This is a genomic window from Oxynema mangrovii CENA135 (genome assembly GCF_016632315.1).
GTDB lineage: Bacteria > Cyanobacteriota > Cyanobacteriia > Cyanobacteriales > Laspinemataceae > Oxynema > Oxynema aestuarii.
Window position 1 is genome coordinate 1634081 of record NZ_JAEOXH010000001.1, and the last position, 21142, is coordinate 1655222.

Below are 21142 nucleotides of genomic sequence, written 5' to 3' on the forward strand. Positions count from 1 at the left end.
GATTTTGGGATTTTAAGAATAGCTAAAGACCCGATTTTTTTGTTTTTTAATGACAATAAAAATCAATAAAAAAGGAGGAGGGCGAGCAAAATTTTGCCGATCCTACTCGTGACTCGGCTCAAACCCCGCCCTAAGCCACCCCATGCAAGCCTCAAACATCTAAAATCTAAAATCTAAAATCTAAAATCCAATCCGTCCCCGTTGCCCAGTACCATGTAAAGGCAAGGTATTAGCTTGGAAGTTCATGTCCCAACTCACACTCAATCTGGTCGAAGGGTCGGTTTCATTTCGCTTTAGTCCGGAAGCCGCCCGGGAACTACAAAACGCGATCGCCGAGTTGATGGAACGCCTCAAAGCCGTCGCAGCAAAAGCGGCGCCAGGTTCCGGTGGCGGACGCCCCAGCCCCCAAAAACCGATGGAATATCAGTATACCGGGGACATTTTCTTGGAAGTGTTTTGCAATCCCAATATTTACCCGACGCCATTCGCGGCGAAAGTTTTGATTACCCTGCGCGACGATCGCATCCGCGTCAGTAGCGAAGCCGAATTGACTCGGGTCATTGAAGATCTCAACCAATATCTCGAACAAGTCGGGTGAGGCGATCGGGCATTGGCAAAAGACCCATTGAGAAGGTAAAAGAATAAGGTTACTCGATCGCGCCCCGCGCGGTTTGCGTAATTCGACCCTTTTACCTTTTTTGTTGTTTTATTTTCCTCAAAGTGGAGCGATCGCGAGCAATTTATGATGGACGGCAAGACAATTTTAATCACGGGAGGAACGGGATCTTTCGGCAAAGAATGTGTTAGAACACTCCTGGATTCTTATCAACCGAAAAAAATCATCGTTTACTCCCGTGACGAACTCAAACAATATGAAATGGCGCAGGATTATAACAGTCCAGTGATGCGTTATTTTATCGGCGATATCCGCGATCGCGATCGCCTCAGCTTGGCCATGCGCGGTGTCGATTACGTCATTCACTCTGCCGCTATCAAACAGGTGCCGATCGCTGAATACAATCCGATGGAATGTATTAAAACTAATATCAACGGCTCCCACAATGTCATCGATGCCGCTTTAGAAAATAACATCGAAAAAGTAATCGCCTTATCTACAGATAAAGCCGCAATTCCGATTAGCTTGTACGGTGCCACCAAACTCGCCGCCGATAAATTATTCGTCGCCGCCAACAATATCGCCGGATCGGCCAAAACGCGCTTCTCCGTCGTTCGTTACGGTAATGTCGTCGGATCTCGGGGGTCGGTCGTCCCGTTTTTTAAAAAATTAATCCGCAATGGCGCCACGGAAATTCCGATTACCGATCCGCGCATGACCCGGTTTTGGATCACCTTAAAACAAGGGGTTGATTTTGTTCTCAAATCTTTCGAGAGAATGCAAGGCGGCGAGATTTTTGTCCCCAAAATTCCCTCGATGAAATTAATCGACTTAGCCGAGGCGATCGCCCCCGGTATTCCCCATAAAGCGATCGGGATTCGACCCGGAGAAAGATTGCACGAAGTGCTGTGTCCCCCGGACGATTCCCATTTAACGATTGAATTTGACGATCATTTTGTCATTAAACCGACGATTCAATTTACCCAACCTGTAGATTTTTCTACCAATCCGTTGCACGAAAAAGGAAACCCGGTAGAAGAAGGATTTCAATATAGTTCCGAACTCAATCAACATTGGTTGAGTCCCCAACAATTACTCGAAATTCTTAAAGAATGAATGCCTATATTCCCTACGGCAAACAAGATATTTCCCAAGAGGATATCGACGCCGTAATCGACATTTTACGATCGCCGTGGATTACCCAAGGTCCCGCGATCGATCGGTTTGAACGGGCCGTCGCCGACGAATGCGGCGCCCGTTACGCGATCGCCGTATCCAGCGCCACGGCAGGCTTACACCTGGCCTGCTTGGCCGCAGAATTGGATCCGGGAGATCGATTGTGGACCTCCCCCAATACCTTCGTCGCCTCCGCCAATTGCGGCTTATATTGCGGCGCCAGAGTCGATTTCGTCGATATCGACCCCAAAACCTACAACCTCAGCATCGCCGCCTTAGAACGGAAATTAGCCGAGGCCGAGAAGGGCGGAAAACTACCAAAAATCGTAGTTCCGGTGCATTTTGCCGGACAATCGTGCGAAATGGCTGCTATTGGCGAACTGAGTCATCGCTACGGCTTTAGGATTGTTGAAGATGCTTCTCATGCGATCGGCGCCCGCTACCGCGATCGCCCCGTCGGCAGTTGTCAGTACAGCGACCTCGCCGTTTTTAGCTTTCATCCCGTCAAAATTATCACCACCGGAGAAGGCGGAATCGTCTTAACCAATCGCGAAGATTTATATCAGAAATTGATTCGTTTGAGAACTCATGGAATTACCCGTCATCACGATTTCATGACTGAAGAAAGTCACGGTCCGTGGTACTACCAACAACTCGAACTCGGCTTTAACTATCGCCTCACCGACATTCAAGCCGCATTGGGATCGAGTCAACTCCAACGCTTACAAACATTTGTCAATCGCCGTCGCTATTTAGCCGAACGCTATCACCAATTACTCGCCGATTTTCCCCTGACCCGACCCTGGCAACATCCCGATACTCAATCGAGTTGGCATCTGTATGTCATTCGCTTAAATTTAGCGCAAATCGAGCGAACTCATCGACAAGTTTTTGAAGCCTTACGCGCTGCCAATATCGGTGTAAATTTACATTATATTCCCGTTCATACCCAACCGTATTATCAACAATTCGGATTCAAATGGGGACAATTTCCCGAGGCAGAATCCTACTACCGAGAAGCCATCAGTCTCCCGCTTTATTACGGGTTAACAGAAGTCGAACAAGATTATATCGTCGAAACATTAGCAGAAGTTTTATCAAATCGAGCTAGCTGAAATTTGCTGAATTAAGTTCAATGGAAGAAGAACAACAACACCCCCAAGCGAATAAAGATAACGCCACCCTGGATATGCTCCTCGGAACCGAACCGAGCGATCGCGGTTTAGCGGAATTAGGGCGTTTAATCATTCGTTATCGAGACTTTCCCGGCGCTAAAGAGATTAAAAAAAAGCTGCAAACCCTGTTAGCTCAGTGGAAGTTAAGCGAAGAAACATTATTTGAAAAAACCCGAGCGATTCACAGCCAAGGAACTGTTTATCGATCGCGGGAAGGAGACCAAGAAGATTGGTTTTAATGGGTTTTAAACTGTGGGGCAGGCAAGATGCCTGCCTCTTTACTATCAACTCAAAACAATCTTTAAAATAACCATTGCGGTAACTGAGATCCTTTAGCCCACTCCGATAAATTCACCTCTCGATACAACTTGAGAGCGAGTAAATAATTGAGAGCATTGGGAGTGTTAAAGCCCTGTTGGACTACCTGGAGCAGGCGATCGCAAAACTCGCTTTCTTCCGGTATCAATTGTTCGTGTTTGAACTCGCTTTCGAGTAAGGTTTTATATCCCTGACCGACATTACCTTTATAAAATCCTTCGATTAAATCCGCCGGAGTATTCAACCAAAACTCGGCCATTTGTCGGCGAATTTCGCGCAATTCTGCAACGATATTGCGATCGCTCGGATCGATATAGTAGAGATTTGCGCAACCGAGGAGACGATTGAGAAATTTTTGTGTTGGCACCTCATTCGCATCGGTAGTCACTGCCTGGGTTTGTCCGGCGCCAACCGCAGCAGTGGAATCGTTAACGCCTGCCAACTGCTTTTGCCACAACTCGTGCAACAATTGAGCGACTTTTTGACCAAAGTTTTTACGGTCGAAAAACGGCGGAGTTGCCTGCATTTTTTCCCAGATGCGATCGCGATATTGTTGTCGCAATTCTCGACGATTGGCGAGGCGAATCGCTAACTCGATATACTCGGATTCATTGGTCGCAATGCATTCATTCATTCCCAATTCTCTCAGCAAAGCTGCCGCTTGTTTTGCGCGCAAAGTTTCGCCATCCATCGCCACTACAGGCAGCGCCAATTGAAAGGGATCGAGTAACGAAGTCGCGCCACTGTAGGGATAGGAATCTAAATAAATATCCGCCACCGACAAACTCGCTTGAATGTCGGCAATAGTCGGCAAAGTTTTCAGAAAAATGAGGCGATCGCGATCGACACCATAGCGCGCCAAAACTTGGTATAAGTCCCTGACAAACGGTTGAGCCGGATAAGAAGGTTCCCAATTCGGATTGAACGGATATAAAATTAATTTCGAGTGGGGAACATTGGCGAGAATTTTTGCCCAAGTTTCGCGCAATTCGGGAATGATTTTATAAAAGTTTGCCCCAGAAATAAAGACGATTGCTTCATCTGCAATTCCCAACGATTGCCGCGTCGGCCTTACCGTCAGCGAAGGTGCTGGCAAGGGGAAACTAAAGCACAATCCCGAACCTTCAAGGGTCACTAATTCTTCGCGATATTGTTGGCGAAAACTGGGTAAAGGCGCGCTTAAATGACCTGCAATATAATAGTCCATGCTACTCATTCCCGTGGTTGTCGGCGAGGCGAGGGAGGTGACTTGCACCCGCGCGAGGCGATGTAATGCTAGTTGGACAATCGGTTTATTAATAGCAGTTAAATTGCTGGCAAACCAGACGATATCGAGATCGTCGGTACGAATCGTTTGCACTTGTTTTTGAAGATCTTGAGGCAGCTTAACGAGGCGATCGCAATGTTGTTGGCAGTACCGTTCTAAAGGATCGCCACTAATATGAAAAGCATAGAGAATGACTTCAAATTCTTCCCGATCGAGATCCTCAAAAATAGGTAAAGCGAGATAGGTTTCTGTTTGAGGTTGAAAGTGTTCTTTAATAATCCCCAGGCGCAGCCGTTTGCGATCGGGACGACTCGGAAATTTGTAATCGAGTCGATGTCCTTTATTTTGAAGCGCAAATGCTAAAATATCGGCTCGTTGACGGTAGGGCGATCGCAGATTTTCGCGAGTAAAGTAAGTGGGAACAAAATTAGCTTTTTGGGCAAATAATTGAGCGACTTCTTGCCAAATCGAGACCTCTGGATTGGTCAATATTTTATCGTGTAGATAGTTGAGAAGATCCTGCCAATAATGGTAATAAGTTTCGGTTTCGCCAAGATCTAGAAAGACTTCAGGCGCGGCGAGTAAATAATTGAGAAAGTCCTCAAATAACCATTTGGGAATTGGCGCCCCTTCGTACCAGCCAGAAGTGAGGCGATCGGCGCGTTGGTAGAGCATAAAAGCCAGTAAAGATTGAATGGCTTTAGGATGTTTGAAACCCGGAGTAATTTGATTGCGGAGACGATCGACAAAGGAATATTCTGATTCGGCGATCGGCTGATATTGAATACCATTTTGTAACAAGGATTTCTGAAGTTTTCCTAGTTCTCCTTGATAGGCAATTTCGAGGCGATCTCCCGGTAAACTTAGCCATTGTTGTGCTAATTGATAGCGATTGTTGGGAACACTAGCAATGGGCTGAGAAATTTGGTTAGGACTGGTAATTGTTGTTGAAAGCGAAGCCGAGCTAGAGGGAGCAACTGGGCTATTTTTTTGAAGTTGGGACAACAGTTCTCGCGCAGGTTTGAACTCGGGAACCGTTTCGCTGACTTTTTGTAAGGCTTTTCGCGCGAATGAAAAGTCATTTGTTTTAGCTGCAAGTTGAGCTAAATACCAGTGAACTCGCCAATGGGTGAACCCGAGGGCGATCGCCTCTGAAAACTCCGAAATTGCGCGATCGTAACGCCCTCTTTGTTGCAAAACTAAAGCCGACCAAAAGCGCAAAAATGCATCTTTATGATAGTAATTGCGATAGTGAAGAATTCCGCCAGAACCGATACTCGATAGTAAATCGGACGATTCTGCAATTTGGCGATCGCTCTCCAATAATTCTTCTAAGTTATCGCTATTAATACTGGTTAGAAATTGAGGAGCCGTTTCCCCCAAAGCTTCAATAAAATATCGCGATCCGGCATATTTATGCAAGCCCCCACTGACATCATTTAACGATAGAGGTTGTTCTAACAGGCTCGATCCTTCAGGAATTCCCCAGTGATGCGATTGTTTGGGAACATTCAGTAATTTTTGGTAAATCTTTTCGAGCTGTTTCGCGGCATTTTCTGCCCCAAAAATTTGCCGAGTATATTCTCGCGCATTACGTGCGAGTCGTTCTCTTTCTTCTGGATAGTGATAGAGAAATTCGATCGCCTGTTTGTACTCTAACTCGCTCCGAACTACGAAACCTGTATAGTTATCGATGACGCTGCATTGCGCGCCGCCATAAGCAAAAATCACCGGAGGAATACCAGCAAATAAGGCTTCTTGTAAAACTAGTTCCGCCGTCGAGTAATTTTCCTCGCATAAAGGATAGCCAAAAACATCTAAAACTTCTAAAACCGAGCGAATATTTTCGACATAACCGTGAAACTCGAAGCGAGAAGCAACACCTAATTTTTCAGCTTGTTGCTGTAAGTATTGCTGGATTCCATTCCCACAAACAATGAATCGAACGGTAGGAATATCGATTTTTGCACTCATACTAATATAGTTTGGGTGCATTTTCTCGAAAGAAACCATCCCGATATAACCGACATTAAACGTGTCGTGAGGTTGCGGGTTAAATCCGGCGAGGCGATTGAAATCGGTCGAGTCATAAACCATTCCAGTTTTTTCAAGTCTGACGGTTTCGGGTAAGTTTTGAAAAACCGGAAGTTGATAAGTGTAGGGACTGGAAGCTAAGGCAAAATCGCAAAAGTCGATCGCCTCTTTTGGAATAATCTGAGGCGGGCGATCGCCGGAAACGTGAAACCAAAACAGCAAGCGCATCGGCGGTAAATCCGATCGCAAAAAATCGTACAGTTCGGGGTTATTCCAGAAATGAACTTTAACGAGATCGGCAGTATTAAGAGCATCTAGAATGGCGCTGCGATCGCCTGAAATAATATTTTTAATGCCAACTTGTTTCGCCGCTTCTACCGCTTGCGGATCGGGCGGCAAAAGAGAAATAATGCGATGGGAAAATTGCCCTAATTTTGAAATATATTTAGCTGTCGCTAGGAGCGATCGCGACGCCCCACCCCCACACAAATGTTGAATAACGTGAACGATTTCGATCGAATTCATTGTTGTAATTTTATGGTTGTGATTTTACGGTTGTGATTTTACGGTTGTGATTTTAGTTGAGAGGTTTACGATACGCCCGTAAAGTCGAAGAAACGCCAGGAATAATTGGTAAATGGGCGGCAGTCGAACCTGGTGCGGTAGGGTAGAGTAAAGGTAAGTCTAAAAGTTGACAACCATAGGTATTTTCCATTAATTCCTGACAGGCTTGACGGATTCCCGGTTCGTTTCCTTCGTGATGAAAGAAAATGGCTTCTCGATTTTCTGGAGTGAGTGGCGGTAAATAATCGTGGAAAATAGCGACTCCCCCGGGAGCTAATAACGGAAAGTAATCAATAATATCTCGTTTTACGCCTTCATAGGTATGGTCGCCATCGATAAACATCAATGAGGGTAAATGTCCGTCGCGATCGAAGATTGCTTTTAATTTCGGAGCGGCTTGATAGGAGAACAAACGCAGATGGGTGACATCATTTTTTAAATTAGGTAAGACGCGATAGAGTTGGGAATGTCCCCCGGGATCGATCGCGAATCCTTGAATTTGTGAAACCCATCTTTTTAACGCCCGAACGATAAAAAATAGAGAAGCCCCAGCATAAGAGCCAATTTCAATAAACCGTAACGGCGATCGCGTTTGTGGGAGCAAATGTCGCACGGCGTAATAGAGCTGGAAACGCTCGTTTAATGACATTTGACTTTCGATCCCGTGGCGGGTCGGATCGTCCTCTTCAAATTCACGGATGAGTTGCGAATCTAAGTTAGTATTTAGCGCCCATCTTTGCGGACAAATGACGCTAAATTCTGCTTCTTTGACTCGATATTTTGACGAATGAATGCCGAGGCGATCGAAGATTGGAATCCAGGAGGTATCACCGATCTGGATGGCGCCTTCATTGACAATTTGATCGGTTAATCGATCTATATTTTCCTCGGAACAGTTTGACGGTTGGCTTGCTAAATGAAATAACGAAATTAAACCGAGAATCGGTTGGAGTTTTGCTAAAGATTCATTCAAATTACCGCGCACTAATTTAACGACTGAATTAAGATCGAGTTGAGTACACAGTTCGCTTGTTTTTTGGAGGCGATCGCCGTCATTTCCCACGAAACTATACAGCCAGCGCGGTTGGCGGGAATAACGCCGCACGATCGCCGCTAATAAAGCAGTAGAACCGCCATTGTCTTCGCTAATTTCTACAAAATTCCCCGCGATATTTTTCTGACAAATTTGCTTGGCTTGTAAAAATAGAGAATACAAATATCGATCGCTGAAATGAGTGTAAGAACCAATGCGATCGCGTAATTCTCGAAATTCTAGATCTTCAATCGCTGCGGTTTTAGGAAGGGAAGATCTAGATAAATTGGGTTGGAGTTCGGCGAGGAGTTGCCGTGCTTTGAAATGTTCGGGAAAGGCGACGAGTAATTGCTCTAAAATCACAATCGCCTCCTGAATTTTTTGCGATCGGGCTAAGGCGATCGCTTTTCCATAATTAATTTCAAGGGCGTTAGAATCAAACGAAAGCGCGCGATCGAATAACATTAAAGCTCGCTCGTTATCATTACCATTTAAAGCGGCGATCGCCTGTTCTAAAATTTGTTTATTTTGCGGTAAAAATTTCATCTTCGATCGATTCTGTTTTAACCCGATATCCGATCCCACGTCTAAACCGACCTCGGCAATTAGATCGAATAAATCCGGTTGAATTTTAACCCCTTTAAACAACCCTTCGTAAATTCCTTGAGCTTGGTAATACTTGAATTCAACCCCATAACTATTGAGATAATACCCATACATTAACGCTCCTGTTTTATCTTTTGGCAGTAACTCGCGATCGAGCATTTCCATCAACTCGTCATGAGTTGCGGGATTGTAGGTACTATCTAAATTTCGATAAAGACATTTCCCCGCTAAAATCGAAGGTGTTCCCCAATAAACGGCTTCAATCCCGACGGTCGAGCCGAAACTAATTACTTTTGAAGCTTTTTTAAGTAGGGTGTAGGTACTGACCGGGCTTTCTGCAGGAATCAAAGTTAAATTGGGAAATTGCAGGCGATCGAGTCGGGTAGTTTGTTCGTTTTTAACATTTTTGAGGTTGGGATGAATGCGAATATAAACGTGAATATTTTCTCGATCTTTTAAAGAATTAACAATGTTTTCTAACCCTTCAATCTGACTGGGATAAAGGGGATTTTTCCATAATTCGCCGATCGCGGCAAATTCATCTTCAGAACTGGTGAAAATGACAATATTTGTTTTGCGATCGTCCCAATTATCCGGTAAGAGATTATCTTGTTGATCTTTTGTAAAAGCAATCCAAGTTCGCGAAATTCCTTGGGCACGTTCTAAGAAAAATTCTTCGGCAATTTGCTGACGGCGATCGCGATCGCCTCCCGCCGCTTCCCATGCTTTTACGATTTGGCGATCGATATAGTCGATATCGTGAATGGTCGTGTTTTCAAATAAAGCATAATGGTGGATCGTTCGCGATTTTTCGTGGGTAAAACATTCGATTTCCATGCTTTGACAAGCTCTCAAAACCGCACGCATGGGAGCGTAACGACCGTTATAAACGTAAACGCGATCGACGGGATCTATAGCTAAATAATTCTGGAGCGATCGATAAATTGAAGCGGAAGATTTTATTAATTTTGTAATTAAATCTACATATTTTTTAAGATCGGGTTTCGGATCTCTAACTGCAGAAATTAATGATGACAGAACAGCATAACCGAGATCGAAGTTATCGATGCTAAAACTTTTTAACTCATCCAAAGATGCGAAGGTTTTGGGGAGGCGATCGATTTCTACTACATTTTGGGGGGTTAATTGATAAATCGGTTTGACCGTTACTGGTTTCGAGAGTAATTTCAAACCCGATTGACGCCTACCGATGCACTGCAAACAGGGCGAGATGTAGTGCAGCATATTGACATCGCAGGCTTCTAAATGGGCGTTGCAGCCTAATAAAACGACTTCATCTCCAGCATCTAGGTGATTTTGGATGATTTCCAACTCTGTCTCGAAGTGAGGGGTGTTAATCGCATACAGGGCAACGACTAAAATCTTCATTTTTAATTCAAACGATTCTCAATTAGGGCGAATCACGATCGCGGCTGTTGGATGTATCTTATAACAAATTGGTAACCGATCGGTCCGATTGGCTTTAATTGAGAGTACATGCGATCGCCTCGATCTGGCGATGTGCCGATCGCAAATTGAGACCGCCCTCTCGAAATCGTTTGAAGAAGAGCTACAAAAGCAATTCAAACCGAGATTTTCCCGGTTTGAATGTGCGAATTTTCAGTTAGCTTATAGTTGATTGACGGGAAGGGGTTTTACCGCCCGATCGCGATCGTGGAGAATGCGCGGTTTTAATAAGATTTTAAACAACAAAAAGAACGATTGCCATTCTCCGGGAGTTTCGCGATACTGCCATTGTCCGCAACGACAAAATAGCAATTCAACTAAGCGGCGGTGTTGTTCTAAATTGAGAGGGTCGAAGGCCATTTTTACCGTATAATATTCCCCTCTCTTTTCGATCGCTTGAATCTGTCCCGATAATGTTAATTTTTCTCCCAGTAATTCTAAAGTTAGGCGATCGCCGTGAAACGATAGAGGTGGTTTAAATTGCAATTGCGCCCCAGTTTCGGATAAGGCGATCGTTCTTCCCCAAAATTGAGCGGAATAGCGATCGCTTTTGGGGTCAGTTTCTGTGAGGAGAACTTGACGACGTAATGCCAACCAAGGATGAAGATCCCCGGTAGGAACGTCGATCAGGATAAATAGGGCGATCGCGATCGTAATAAAGTTATATAAACTCCAGATCCACGCTAAATTAATGCCTTCAAAAGCTGGAGTTTCGGCATTGCCTAAAGCTATGCTTAAATTCTTGACAAAAGCAAACCCCATTGCGATCAGAATAAGCACTAAAGGCCAAGCAATTTTCCAATTAAAATAAAAGCGATCGCTAGTCTTTCCTTTGGGGGTGACATTAAATTGTTTAGAAAATGGATTGAGCAGAACTTGAAAAACAGTAATTGTCAGAGGAATATAGGTAACAATCGAGTAAAACTCCGATAAAATTGCCGATCGAGATCGGCGGTTTAACCAGGCAAAAGTAGAGATCGAAATCAAATAATAAGGCAGGAAAAAATAGGTGAATTCGGCTAAATTAACTTTAATCGGAACGATACCCAAAAAGGTGTAACCTAAAGGCATCAACAACAGTGCCAGTCGGGCAATATTGCCAAACCAATAGATTAATCCTTCTAAATGAGCAATGCGTTGAACGAAGGTTAATCCGGGAATCGTCAGGGGATTGGAATCAATAAAAAAGGCTTGTAAGGTACCGCGTACCCATCGCAAACGTTGAGCAATATGGTCGCCGATATTTTCAGCCGCCAATCCGGCGCTCAATTTTTCATCTAAATAAATCACTCGATATCCTCGGGCGGCGAGGCGAATTCCTGTAAAGTAATCTTCGCTGAGGGAATCGGTGACAAAGTTGCCAACTTCGGCTAAAGCACTGCGGCGAACGACAAAAGAAGTTCCCGCACAAATGACACTACCGACCCCATCGCGAATCGGCTGAATGTAGCGATAAAAAACTTCTTCTTCTGGGGTCAGAATATCTTCTAAACCGAGATTGCGGGCGATCGGATCGGGATTGTAAAAGCTTTGGGGAGTTTGAACGAGGGCGACGTTACTATCTTGAAAAAAGCCGACGGTACGCTGTAAAAAGTTACGTGTCGGGATAAAGTCGGCATCGAAAACAACGATTAATTCCCCCGTGGTATGAGCGATCGCGTGATTGAGGTTGCCTGCTTTGGCGTGCAGGTTATGAGGACGGGTGACATAACAACAGCCTAATTCTCGTGCGAGTCGGGCAATTTCGGGGCGTCGGGTATCGTCGAGGAGATAAATATTTTTACGGTCGTAATCTAAGGCTTGAGCGCCGATAATGGTGCGTCGCAGAATAAATTCCGGTTCGTTGTAAGTGGGAATTAAAATATCGACGGATGGGGTGTATTTTCGTTCGGTAACGGCGATCGCCCGTCGGTCGGCTTCGCGGCTGCGGTCTTGAATTCTGAGGGTTAAATAAACTTGAATTAAACGACTCGATATCAGTAATAATTCTAACCCGAATAACCCGAGGCTGAATAAGCCATTAATCGGGGTGGATAAGTTAAGAGTGGCGAACGATCGCCACAGTAAATAGCGCAAGGTTACGGCTAATAAAATGGCAACGACGATCGCCCGCGATCGGGTGCGCGGTACGGTAGAAAATTGAGTCACGAGGGACGCGATCGCCAATAAAATCAGGGAGGGCATCCACAAAAATCGATCGCCGAATGAGGGGACTTGCAACCAAATGGGGGGATTTTCTTGAACTCGATGAAGGTGCACAAACAGAGTCTGAATCGGTTCAAATCCGCCAATCCAGGCTGCCGCGATCGCCCCAATGGCAAACCAAATCCCCAAGGTGACTAGGGTAGTGACGTGGGGAATACACCATTTACCGACGCAAGGACGGCTTAATTTTTGTTCGTCACCGAGATCTGAAAAACTCATACTTGAATCCCTACAATTGTGCAAATAGTCGTCAGCCACGGCGATCGGTTCCCCAATGGTGGGGGGCACACCTGAACATGAGGCCGCGTGGCTTGTCTTTTCGATCTTAGTAAAACTTTACAAACTAGGATAACCTCTCAAACCCAGCCACAGATGATTTTTCCCTGAGTTGTTGCTGAGAGTTGACGAACTACAAATTCCCAGGAATTTCTCAGGAAACACTCATGGCGCTCTCGGTTACGGCGCTTAGAGTGGGTACGATACGTTAGAGGAAATCCGATGAAACTTAGCTACTTAACTGTTTTAGCCGTCGTCTCGATATTGAGCTGGGGAAGCGTCGCCAGCGTCACCGTCGCTTCGAGTGCAGTGCGGACCCAAACGACAACAATAGCACAGATGAATTCGTCCGCGATCGCCGGAACCTTCGTCTCGGCGGAACATCCCACCGAAGGAATGGCTCGCATCGTCATGGAAAATGGCAAATACTATCTCGAACTCGACGAAAACTTTAAAACCGATCCCGGACCGGACTTATTTGTAATCTTACATCAGTCCGCACAACTACCAAATTCAGGAATCGAAGAAAGTGATTATATTAGCTTAGGTATGCTACGCAGTATCGAGGGCGCTCAACGCTACGAAATTCCCGCCGATGTAGACCTCGATCGCTTCAAAGCTGCCGCCATCTGGTGTAAGGAGTTTAACGCCACTTTTGGTTATGCCAGCTTGAGCGAAAACTCTACCAGCGTCAATCCTTGCGCGGGACACAATCCTTGCGCGGGTAAATAATTCGTCTCGACAGGGGGACCGTCTCTCGCGTCCCCCGGGGCGATCGCCGGAAATTGCCATTACAATTGGCATCAAAAATCAAAATCGAATAGTCAACGCTTATGGAACTGGTAGATTATCTAGCTCTTTTACATCCATTTCTGGCGGTGGTCGTCGTCTTTCCCACGATCGGAATCGTGCTGAACATGGCGTGGCAGACGCGATCGCGCCGTTTGCAAACCCAAGGGGGAAACAGCAAAATTCCCGCCGTCGTCGGACGCGAACACGTCAAATACGGGCAGATCCTCACCGGGACTGTGGTGGGAATTACCTTAATTGCCCTAGCCTATTCGATTTTTGTCAAAAATATTGTTAAAAACCAACTTTGGGTGAACGATCCGTTTCAAGTCATTTTCATAGTGATTTTATTGGCGGCAACGATCGCCTGTTTGGTGTTTCTCTATCAAGCGCGATCCAAACTGTGGCGCGGCGTGTTTGCCACCTTGACCGGGATGGGATTGGTCGTTCTCGGCTGTCAAGAAGGGGTATTTCGCCGGACCTACGAATGGCAGATTTCCCATTATTATTACGGAATCGCCGCCGCATTGCTGATGGTGTTTTCCCTGGCGATCGTCAACGAAATCTATCAAGATCGATCGCAGCGCTGGCGTTTGATTCATACCCTGTTAAACTGTTTTGCACTTTTATTATTTATCGGACAAGGCTTTACCGGGGCGCGAGACTTGCTCGAAATTCCCCTCAGTTGGCAACAAGAACATCTGTATCGGTGCAATTGGGAACAAAAAACTTGTCCGAGTTCCGAAAGTTCGGCAGTTCCCCTCGAAAGCTTACAAACCCGCCGTTTCCCTTAACATCGGATCGGAGATCGAGGGGTGATGGCGATCGCAACTACAGGCTTTTGAGGTCTTGCGCACAGCGATGCTCGCCCTTGGCAAAATCTAAAAACAAACATAGGCTTTCTGCAATCTTGAGTGCGGTAAGCTAGAATGCTTATTTGTAGCGAGCGGACGGCGATTTGAGACATTGCAACGGTACTGATTTCCCAAGCACTTCGATCGCAACTCACGCGAGGCTCGATATCAAAGATTACAATGTCACGCCGATTCAACCGACTGAATCAGATAATGAATTGGCATCGGTGAGTTGGTCGCGTCCGAGGGGGTGTGTTGGATTCGCCGATCGGTATCGGGCGCGCGATCGCGCCTGCAACCCCAACCCGCCCCGATCGCATGAAGCTTAGAAAATACAAGGAGAAATTATATGGCTGCAGCCAAAACGGGTGATACGGTAAAGGTTCACTATACCGGAAAACTGGAAGATGGAACGGTGTTTGATTCTTCCGTGGAACGCGAACCGCTACAGTTTACCCTCGGTGAAGGACAAGTAATTCCGGGGTTTGAAAAAGCAGCCCTCGGCATGAATCCGGGAGATAGCAAAACGGAAACCATTCCCCCGGAAGACGCTTACGGAGAACACCGAGAGGAAATGGTCGTCCAAGTCGAACGCCAGCAAATCCCGGACAACTTCGCTAAAGTCGGTCAGCGATTGCAAATCCAACAACCCACCGGGCAGAAAATTCCCGTGGTCGTGACCGAGGTAGCCGATGCCACGGTGACCTTAGATGCCAATCATCCTTTAGCCGGAAAGAGTCTGACCTTTGACATTGAAATGGTAGAGATCGGATAACAAAAATCGATCGAGCGTTAGAGTGCGATAGGCGCCCGACGCACAAAAGGTTGCCGGGAGTTTTCGGCAGCCTTTTGTTTTGGATCGAAACATTATGGGGAATCGGCGAGCCGATTTTCGAGCATGTCGAGCAGTTGTTGGGTTGGTTCCGAGACGATCCCGAGGCGTTTGAGGGCTTTGAGACGATCGCGCCTGCCCTCCGACGGGAGTTGTTCTCGCAGGCGACCGTTGAGAAAATAGGTAATCATTTCGCCTTTCCCTTTAATCTCGATCGCCCCGCGTTTTTCGAGAATAAAATCATCTTTCAAGCGTTCGTAAGTATCTTGGGTCACTTGGATGCGACCGGGAAGGCCGTGAGATTCCATCCGGCTCGCCGTATTGACCGTATCGCCCCACAGGTCGTAAATAAATTTCTTCAGTCCGATCACCCCCGCCACCACCGCCCCGGTGTGGATGCCGATGCGAATGTTGAAATTCTGTTCGTTTTCGAGATTGAACTGTTCGAGTTCGGCTTGCATGTCTAACGCCATTTGGGCGATCGCCTCGGCATGATCCGGGCGGCGGTGGGGCAAGCCACCTACGACCATATAGGCATCGCCGACGGTTTTAATTTTCTCCAAGCCGCGCTCTTCGGTGAGGCGATCGAAGGCCGAAAAAATTTGGTTTAACAAGCGAACCAAATCGATCGGGGAGAGTTCGGCGGCAATGCGGGTAAAGCCGACGAGATCGGCGAATAAAACGCTGACGTCGGCATAATGTTCGGCGATCGTCGCCGCATCTCGTTTGAGGCGTTCGGCGATCGTTTGCGGCAAAATATTGAGCAACAAGCGCTCGGTTTTTTCTTGTTGGTGTTTGAGGGCTAATTCCGATTGCAAGCGATCGGTAATGTCGCGGAAAATACCGCGCACGGCAACCGCTTTGCCATCGACCCGCTTGCAATTGAGACTGCCCTCAATCGAAATTTTGCGGCCCGATTTGGTGATCAGCGCCGTTTTGATCCCTTCGAGGATATTCCCCCGGAGGACGTGAGCGAAATGAGTCAGATAATCTCCTTTGCATTGGGGATGGACGATATCGAGCAGGCCGATCCGGGTCAAATCGTCTTCGGAGTAGCCTAACGTTTCCTTCCAAGCGCGATTGACATAAAGAAATCGACCCTGGGGATCGACGCTGAGAATCAAATCGCTGGCATTTTCAAATAAATCCCGATAGCGTTCTTCACTTTCGCGCAAGGCGGTTTCCGCGCGTTTGCGTTTGATGAACTGCCCGAACTGACTGGCCAATCCCTCGACGGTTTCCATTAAATCGGGGTCGGGGGTTTGGACTTCATCCGTCCAAAAGGCGAGGACGCCGAGAATTTCCGAATGACAGGCAGAGGTGTCGGCGGGATCGCAGCTCTCGTCCGTATCGCCGACAATGGGAAAGGCAAAGGCGGCGCCCGTGCCGACGGATCGGGCTTCCGGACGGGCGATTTTCCTCCGGAGACGCTCCGCGATCGCCGCTTCCGCGTCCTGACTCAGATCGAGGATCGCCCGCCCTCGTGCGTTTTCCCAGACCCAACCGGGTAACCCTTCGCCTTTACCCAAATAGCGATCGCGCCGCCCTTCCACGGGAGGGGCATTCGGGGACGATCTCGCCCACGACGTCACGCAATGGAGCCGTTCCGGTGGGGCGATCGCCCCTTGAGTCGAGTGGACGCTGCCCGGATTCTCGACCCCCCGCTCGCAATCGTCCCCGGTCATCCAAATTTCGCCCACGTCCCAGCCAAAACTTTCGCAAATCGCCGGAAGCAGTCGCGGGGCCGCCTGTTGGAAAGACACGGACTCGGATAAGATCCGGGTGGTCGCCGCCTGGGCGAACTGGCGTTGCTGCACCCGTTTGCGTTCGGTGATGTCGCGACCGATATAGACAAATTCCCGGGCGTAATTGCCCTGCTCTTGTTCGAGGGTAGAACAAGAAAAGCCGACGTAAATCTTTTTACCGCTTTTGGTTTTGCCGACCACTTCGATCGCCTCGCTGGCGCCGTCCCCATTCCCGGAATCCTCAGTTTCGATCGCCGCGAGTAAGGCGCGATATTCCGGAACCAACGGGGCGATCGACTGGCCGATCAATTCCGTTTCGCTATATTCAAATAACTCTTGTGTTTTGCGATTGATCGTCTTAATCTTGCCATTTCCATCGGTGACGATCAGCGCTTCTGCCATCGAGGCGAGAATGCTATCAATATAAGATTTAGACTTAGAAAGGGCGTTAAATAATAAATTCGTTTCATTGGTGGCTTGCACCAACTTTTGTTCTAGTCCCATCCGCTCGCTAACATCGTCGAGCAGGACCACGAGCCGTTTTTCTTGGGTGACGAGATCGCGCTGGGGGAGAATATAAATATCAAAATAAATCGGACGATCCGGGTCGTTAAAGCGACCGATCGATTTCAACTCGAAACTGTCGCGCGTTCCCGCCAAGACTTCATCGAGCATCGGTTCGATCCCGATCGATTCGGGAAAGGGAAGATCGAGGGGATTGCCGACGGCGATCGCCTCGGGAAAATCCGCAAACCGATAAGCTTTGGGCGAAGCACTGACAATTTCAAGTCCAGCATCTAAGGTCACGTATTCCATGCCGCGCGCGGCCAAGAAAGAATCTAAAAGATCGTTCATTTTTCTTGCAGTAATTCTTCTACAAAGACCACCACTTCTCGATAAACGCCATAGAGGTTATCGAGAAGCCCATTAATCTGCTCGTGCCGTCCTTGATGGGCTTCATATTCTAACTCTTTGGCCAAATCGTACAGTTTAACTGCACCCACATTGCTGCTCGAACCCTTTATATAATGGGCTTCGCGCTCGATAAAGTAAAGATCTTGCACATCGGCACCCTGCAAACTGGCGATATGGGCGTGTAAATCTTCTAAAAAGATTGCTAGCAGTTCTCGAATAAAACCGGAATCTCCTTCAGAAATCCGGTCCAAACGCCCTAAATCGAACAAATCGGGGGGCTGACCCGGGCGCGATCGCGGTTCCGGTGCCGAGACGATTTCCCCTGAGTTTAATTGCGCCCCCCACTTACTCAGAATCGCTTGTAATTGTTCGGGGTGAACGGGTTTGCTGATATAGTCGTCCATGCCTGCAGCGAGGCATTTGTCCCGGTCTTCTTTCATCGCGTGAGCGGTCATCGCGATCACGATCGGAACGGGAGTGACGCGATCGCGCGCGCGGCGATCGCCGTAGAGACGGCGGATTTCTCGGGTGGTCTCGTAACCGTCTAATACGGGCATTTGGCAATCCATCAAAATTACATCGTAGCGATCGCGGGACAATCGTTGCAGCACCTGTTCCCCATTGGCGACGACATCCGCTTTAAATCCCTCAATTTCCAACTGCTTGAGGGCAACTTTTTGATTGACCGGGTTATCTTCTGCCACCAAAATTTTCAAGGGAAAACGTTCTCCGACTCGTTGCACCGAACCGTCGTGGGTCGGGATTGCCGCCTCTGGCGCGTCCTCGATCCCAAAACATTGTTTCAGACTCGCCAACAAGCGCGAGCGGCGGATCGGTTTGACGAGATAACTGGTGAAGCCGCTATCGAGACAGGCACGAGCCCGATCGCGCTCGTTACTGCGAACCAACAACACCAAAGGAGTATCGGCAAACGCGGGAGAGGTTTTGAGCCGTTCTCCCAAGGCGATCGCGTCGATCCCATCGAGCTGTAAGTCGAGGGCGACCAGGTCGTAAGTCGCCCGACGCTTGCCCCGCTTTTCTAAAAAGCGCTCGAAACTGCCAAGATCCATCGCTTCCACTCGCATCCGCCAACAGGCGCCCCAATGGGCGATCGCCTCTTGGGTGGTCGCCCGATTGCCTACGGTCAGCAGCGCGCGCCCCGCCAACTCGTGAATACCGCGATCGGCGTGGGTGCGCGGGTGGCCGTTGACGCGGGCGAAAGGAATGGCAAACCAAAACTTCGAGCCGCGCCCCACTTCGCTGTCTACCCCTATTGTTCCCCCCATCAAGCCGACAATTTGTTTGCAAATGGCCAATCCCAATCCAGTTCCCCCGTAAACTCGCGTCGTGGAGGCATCGACTTGGGAAAAAGGCTCGAAGAGGTGGGTCCGGTCTTCCCGGGCGATCCCGATGCCCGTGTCGATCGTCGAAAAGCAAATCTGCACTGCTTGCGGCGGGGCTTTCGGCAGACTGACGGGCGATCGCTCGACTTTGACGAAGACTTCTCCCTCGGCGGTAAACTTAATGGCATTGCCGATTAAATTGGTCAGCACTTGCCGCAGGCGATAAGCGTCGCCCCTTAATATGTCTGGCAGGTCCGGGGCGATCGAGGTGGTAATTTCTAAACCTTTGGCGTGGGCTTGGGGGGCGAGTAACTCGACGACTTCTTCGACGCAATCGGTCAGGTCGAATTCTTGCGTCTCTAATTGCATCTCCCCCGCTTCGAGTTTGGACAGGTCTAAAATCTCGTTAATTAAATTGAGCAGGGCGTTGCTACTGAGGCGAATGGTTTCGATGAAATCCTGCTGTTCTGGATTTAAAGATGTCTGCAACAACAGTCCGGTCATCCCCAAAATCGCATTCATGGGGGTGCGGATTTCATGACTCATGTTCGCCAAAAAGTTGCTCTTGGTTTGCGAGGCTAACTCGGCTTGACGGCGGGCGAATTCGAGTTGTTCGGCAGCCCGCTTGCGTTCGGTGATGTCCCGTCCGATATAGAGAATTTTGTGCAATCCCGTTAATTCGGTGGGAATGACCGATCGCGAGAAGGCGACGACGAGGGATTTTCCCGATTTCGTCCGACAGGGAATTTCTAAGTTAGTTTCTAAGTGGGTTTCTAAGTCGGTTTCTAAGTTAGTTTCTAAATCTTTTTGTAAAGGGCTTTCTCCATTGGCGTCGCCAGTCCCTACAACTTCCCTCCATTCCGGGAGCAGATTGGCGGTCTCGAAGATCGTGGAAATCCCGCGATCGATCAGTTCGTCTCGGGTGTATCCAAATAAGTCGAGGGCGGCGTCGTTGACAATTTCAATGCGCCCGTTTTGTTTGGTGACCAATAAGGCATCGGCCATTGCCGTAATGATGCGATCGGTATAGGCTTTGGCCGCCGCGAGGGTACTGACGAGTAAGTTGGCTTCGTTGACCCGTTGCATGAGTTCTTGTTTGAGAATCATGCGTTCGGTGGCGTCTTCAAAGACGACTAACAGGCGAATATCTTGCGGGTTGTCTCCCGGTTCTTGGGTGACGGATAAATCGAAGTAAAACGGTTGGTTGTTGTTTTCAAACCGGGCGATGCCTTTGAGCTCGAAGTAACTTTGTTGGCCGTTGAGGATATCGTTTAAAATGGGTTCGACGCCGATAAATTCGGGAAAGGCCAGACGAATATCGCGATCGCACAGGGCCAGTTCGGGAACGTCGGCAAATCGCCCGATATTGCTAGAGGTTTCTCGCACGATCCAATCGCGATCGAGGATGGCATATTCTAAGGGTCTCGGATCGAGCAGTTTTCTGAGTAAAGGATTCATAACTTACGGGTCTCCCTCGCTGGTTCTTGACAGGGCCACAGAACGTTGGCAACATCCGACGGTCGAGAACGGTAGTTGCTCTCGGCTATCTCTGAAGTTCCCGCGATTCCCCTTACTCGACATCCATGTTTCCTCCCCGACGACCCGATCTCCCCCTCACCTCGATCGCTTGCCACAGGTCAACCAGCTCAATTCAATGGGGCGATCGTCTTCCTCGCTCGAGGGAAATAGATTCCGACCCGCGACCCAGCTCTCGAACCGAGGGGTTGCGAGCCAGGGGCCATGGGGTAAATGAGTGCGTTCGTATTTGACGACGGATTCGTCGTCTAAAAGGTCCGAGGGGAGTTGGGAGATCGCCTCGTCGAGTGGCGATCGCCACAGAAGATAACTCCTTGGGAACTCGGTTCAGGCAAATTGTACAATGTTGGGAGGTGCCAGCCAGGTTAACCTTGACGACCATCTTTCCAGC

At 48.1% G+C, this 21142-nt stretch carries 12 protein-coding genes; 7 read left to right on the forward strand and 5 right to left on the reverse strand.

The annotated features are described in order from the left end of the window. Positions 1 to 244: 244 nt before the first annotated feature. The 4 genes from JJD41_RS06540 to JJD41_RS06555 all read left to right on the forward strand — a co-directional run bounded on the left by JJD41_RS06540 (position 245) and on the right by JJD41_RS06555 (position 3206). Entirely contained in the window at positions 245 to 598 is a 354-nt protein-coding gene (locus JJD41_RS06540) for a hypothetical protein (RefSeq protein WP_200665219.1), read from the forward strand. Between the two features lie 144 nt (positions 599 to 742). Further along, complete coding sequence (gene pseB / locus JJD41_RS06545) at positions 743 to 1732, forward strand: UDP-N-acetylglucosamine 4,6-dehydratase (inverting) (RefSeq protein ID WP_200665220.1); 990 nt, start codon at positions 743 to 745, stop codon at positions 1730 to 1732. Next, complete coding sequence (gene pseC, locus JJD41_RS06550; RefSeq protein WP_200665221.1) at positions 1729 to 2907, forward strand: UDP-4-amino-4,6-dideoxy-N-acetyl-beta-L-altrosamine transaminase; 1179 nt, start codon at positions 1729 to 1731, stop codon at positions 2905 to 2907. The genes pseB and pseC overlap by 4 nt, the downstream gene beginning before the upstream one ends. A 20-nt stretch (positions 2908 to 2927) precedes the next feature. Further along, positions 2928 to 3206, forward strand: a complete 279-nt coding sequence (locus JJD41_RS06555) for a DUF3288 family protein (RefSeq protein WP_200665222.1) — start codon at positions 2928 to 2930, stop codon at positions 3204 to 3206. Positions 3207 to 3268: 62 nt separating this feature from the next. On the opposite strand, the gene JJD41_RS06560 is transcribed toward JJD41_RS06555, so the two are convergent. The 3 genes from JJD41_RS06560 to JJD41_RS06570 all read right to left on the reverse strand — a co-directional run bounded on the left by JJD41_RS06560 (position 3269) and on the right by JJD41_RS06570 (position 12680). Beyond that, entirely contained in the window at positions 3269 to 7111 is a 3843-nt protein-coding gene (locus JJD41_RS06560) for an O-linked N-acetylglucosamine transferase family protein (RefSeq protein WP_200665223.1), read from the reverse strand. A gap of 52 nt (positions 7112 to 7163) precedes the next feature. Beyond that, positions 7164 to 10178: a class I SAM-dependent methyltransferase gene (locus tag JJD41_RS06565; RefSeq protein WP_200665224.1), complete on the reverse strand. Its 3015-nt coding sequence runs from the start codon at positions 10176 to 10178 to the stop codon at positions 7164 to 7166. Positions 10179 to 10418: 240 nt separating this feature from the next. Continuing rightward, on the reverse strand, positions 10419 to 12680 hold the full coding sequence (locus JJD41_RS06570) for a glycosyltransferase (RefSeq protein WP_200665225.1): 2262 nt from the start codon (positions 12678 to 12680) through the stop codon (positions 10419 to 10421). Positions 12681 to 12959: 279 nt separating this feature from the next. Here JJD41_RS06570 and JJD41_RS06575 point away from each other — a divergent pair, with 279 nt between their 5' ends. The 3 genes from JJD41_RS06575 (at position 12960) to JJD41_RS06585 (ending at position 15155) form a co-directional block, all read left to right on the forward strand. Continuing rightward, positions 12960 to 13469, forward strand: coding sequence for a DM13 domain-containing protein (locus JJD41_RS06575; RefSeq protein WP_200665226.1), 510 nt, complete (start codon positions 12960 to 12962; stop codon positions 13467 to 13469). Positions 13470 to 13570: 101 nt separating this feature from the next. Continuing rightward, on the forward strand, positions 13571 to 14320 hold the full coding sequence (locus tag JJD41_RS06580) for a DUF4079 domain-containing protein (protein ID WP_200665227.1): 750 nt from the start codon (positions 13571 to 13573) through the stop codon (positions 14318 to 14320). A 409-nt stretch (positions 14321 to 14729) separates the two neighbouring features. Next, positions 14730 to 15155: an FKBP-type peptidyl-prolyl cis-trans isomerase gene (locus JJD41_RS06585; RefSeq protein ID WP_200665228.1), complete on the forward strand. Its 426-nt coding sequence runs from the start codon at positions 14730 to 14732 to the stop codon at positions 15153 to 15155. A gap of 92 nt (positions 15156 to 15247) precedes the next feature. Here the strand turns inward: JJD41_RS06585 and JJD41_RS06590 are convergent, their stop codons facing one another. After that, complete coding sequence (locus tag JJD41_RS06590) at positions 15248 to 17812, reverse strand: adenylate/guanylate cyclase domain-containing protein (protein WP_200665229.1); 2565 nt, start codon at positions 17810 to 17812, stop codon at positions 15248 to 15250. Further along, the gene (locus JJD41_RS06595) at positions 17809 to 20673 is read right to left on the reverse strand and encodes a hybrid sensor histidine kinase/response regulator (protein ID WP_200665230.1); all 2865 of its coding nucleotides are present in this window, start codon (positions 20671 to 20673) and stop codon (positions 17809 to 17811) included. Before JJD41_RS06595 ends, JJD41_RS06590 begins: the two co-directional genes overlap by 4 nt. Between the last annotated feature and the right edge of the window lie 469 nt (positions 20674 to 21142).

Excerpts from the sequence above, each read along its gene's own strand:
- JJD41_RS06540 (WP_200665219.1), top strand. The coding sequence starts at position 245 with ATGTCCCAACTCACACTCAATCTGGTCGAAGGGTCGGTTTCATTTCGC.
- pseB (WP_200665220.1), top strand. The coding sequence starts at position 743 with ATGATGGACGGCAAGACAATTTTAATCACGGGAGGAACGGGATCTTTC.
- pseC (WP_200665221.1), top strand. The coding sequence starts at position 1,729 with ATGAATGCCTATATTCCCTACGGCAAACAAGATATTTCCCAAGAGGAT.
- JJD41_RS06555 (WP_200665222.1), top strand. The coding sequence starts at position 2,928 with ATGGAAGAAGAACAACAACACCCCCAAGCGAATAAAGATAACGCCACC.
- JJD41_RS06560 (WP_200665223.1), bottom strand. The coding sequence starts at position 7,111 with ATGAATTCGATCGAAATCGTTCACGTTATTCAACATTTGTGTGGGGGT.
- JJD41_RS06565 (WP_200665224.1), bottom strand. The coding sequence starts at position 10,178 with ATGAAGATTTTAGTCGTTGCCCTGTATGCGATTAACACCCCTCACTTC.
- JJD41_RS06570 (WP_200665225.1), bottom strand. The coding sequence starts at position 12,680 with ATGAGTTTTTCAGATCTCGGTGACGAACAAAAATTAAGCCGTCCTTGC.
- JJD41_RS06575 (WP_200665226.1), top strand. The coding sequence starts at position 12,960 with ATGAAACTTAGCTACTTAACTGTTTTAGCCGTCGTCTCGATATTGAGC.
- JJD41_RS06580 (WP_200665227.1), top strand. The coding sequence starts at position 13,571 with ATGGAACTGGTAGATTATCTAGCTCTTTTACATCCATTTCTGGCGGTG.
- JJD41_RS06585 (WP_200665228.1), top strand. The coding sequence starts at position 14,730 with ATGGCTGCAGCCAAAACGGGTGATACGGTAAAGGTTCACTATACCGGA.
- JJD41_RS06590 (WP_200665229.1), bottom strand. The coding sequence starts at position 17,812 with ATGAACGATCTTTTAGATTCTTTCTTGGCCGCGCGCGGCATGGAATAC.
- JJD41_RS06595 (WP_200665230.1), bottom strand. The coding sequence starts at position 20,673 with ATGAATCCTTTACTCAGAAAACTGCTCGATCCGAGACCCTTAGAATAT.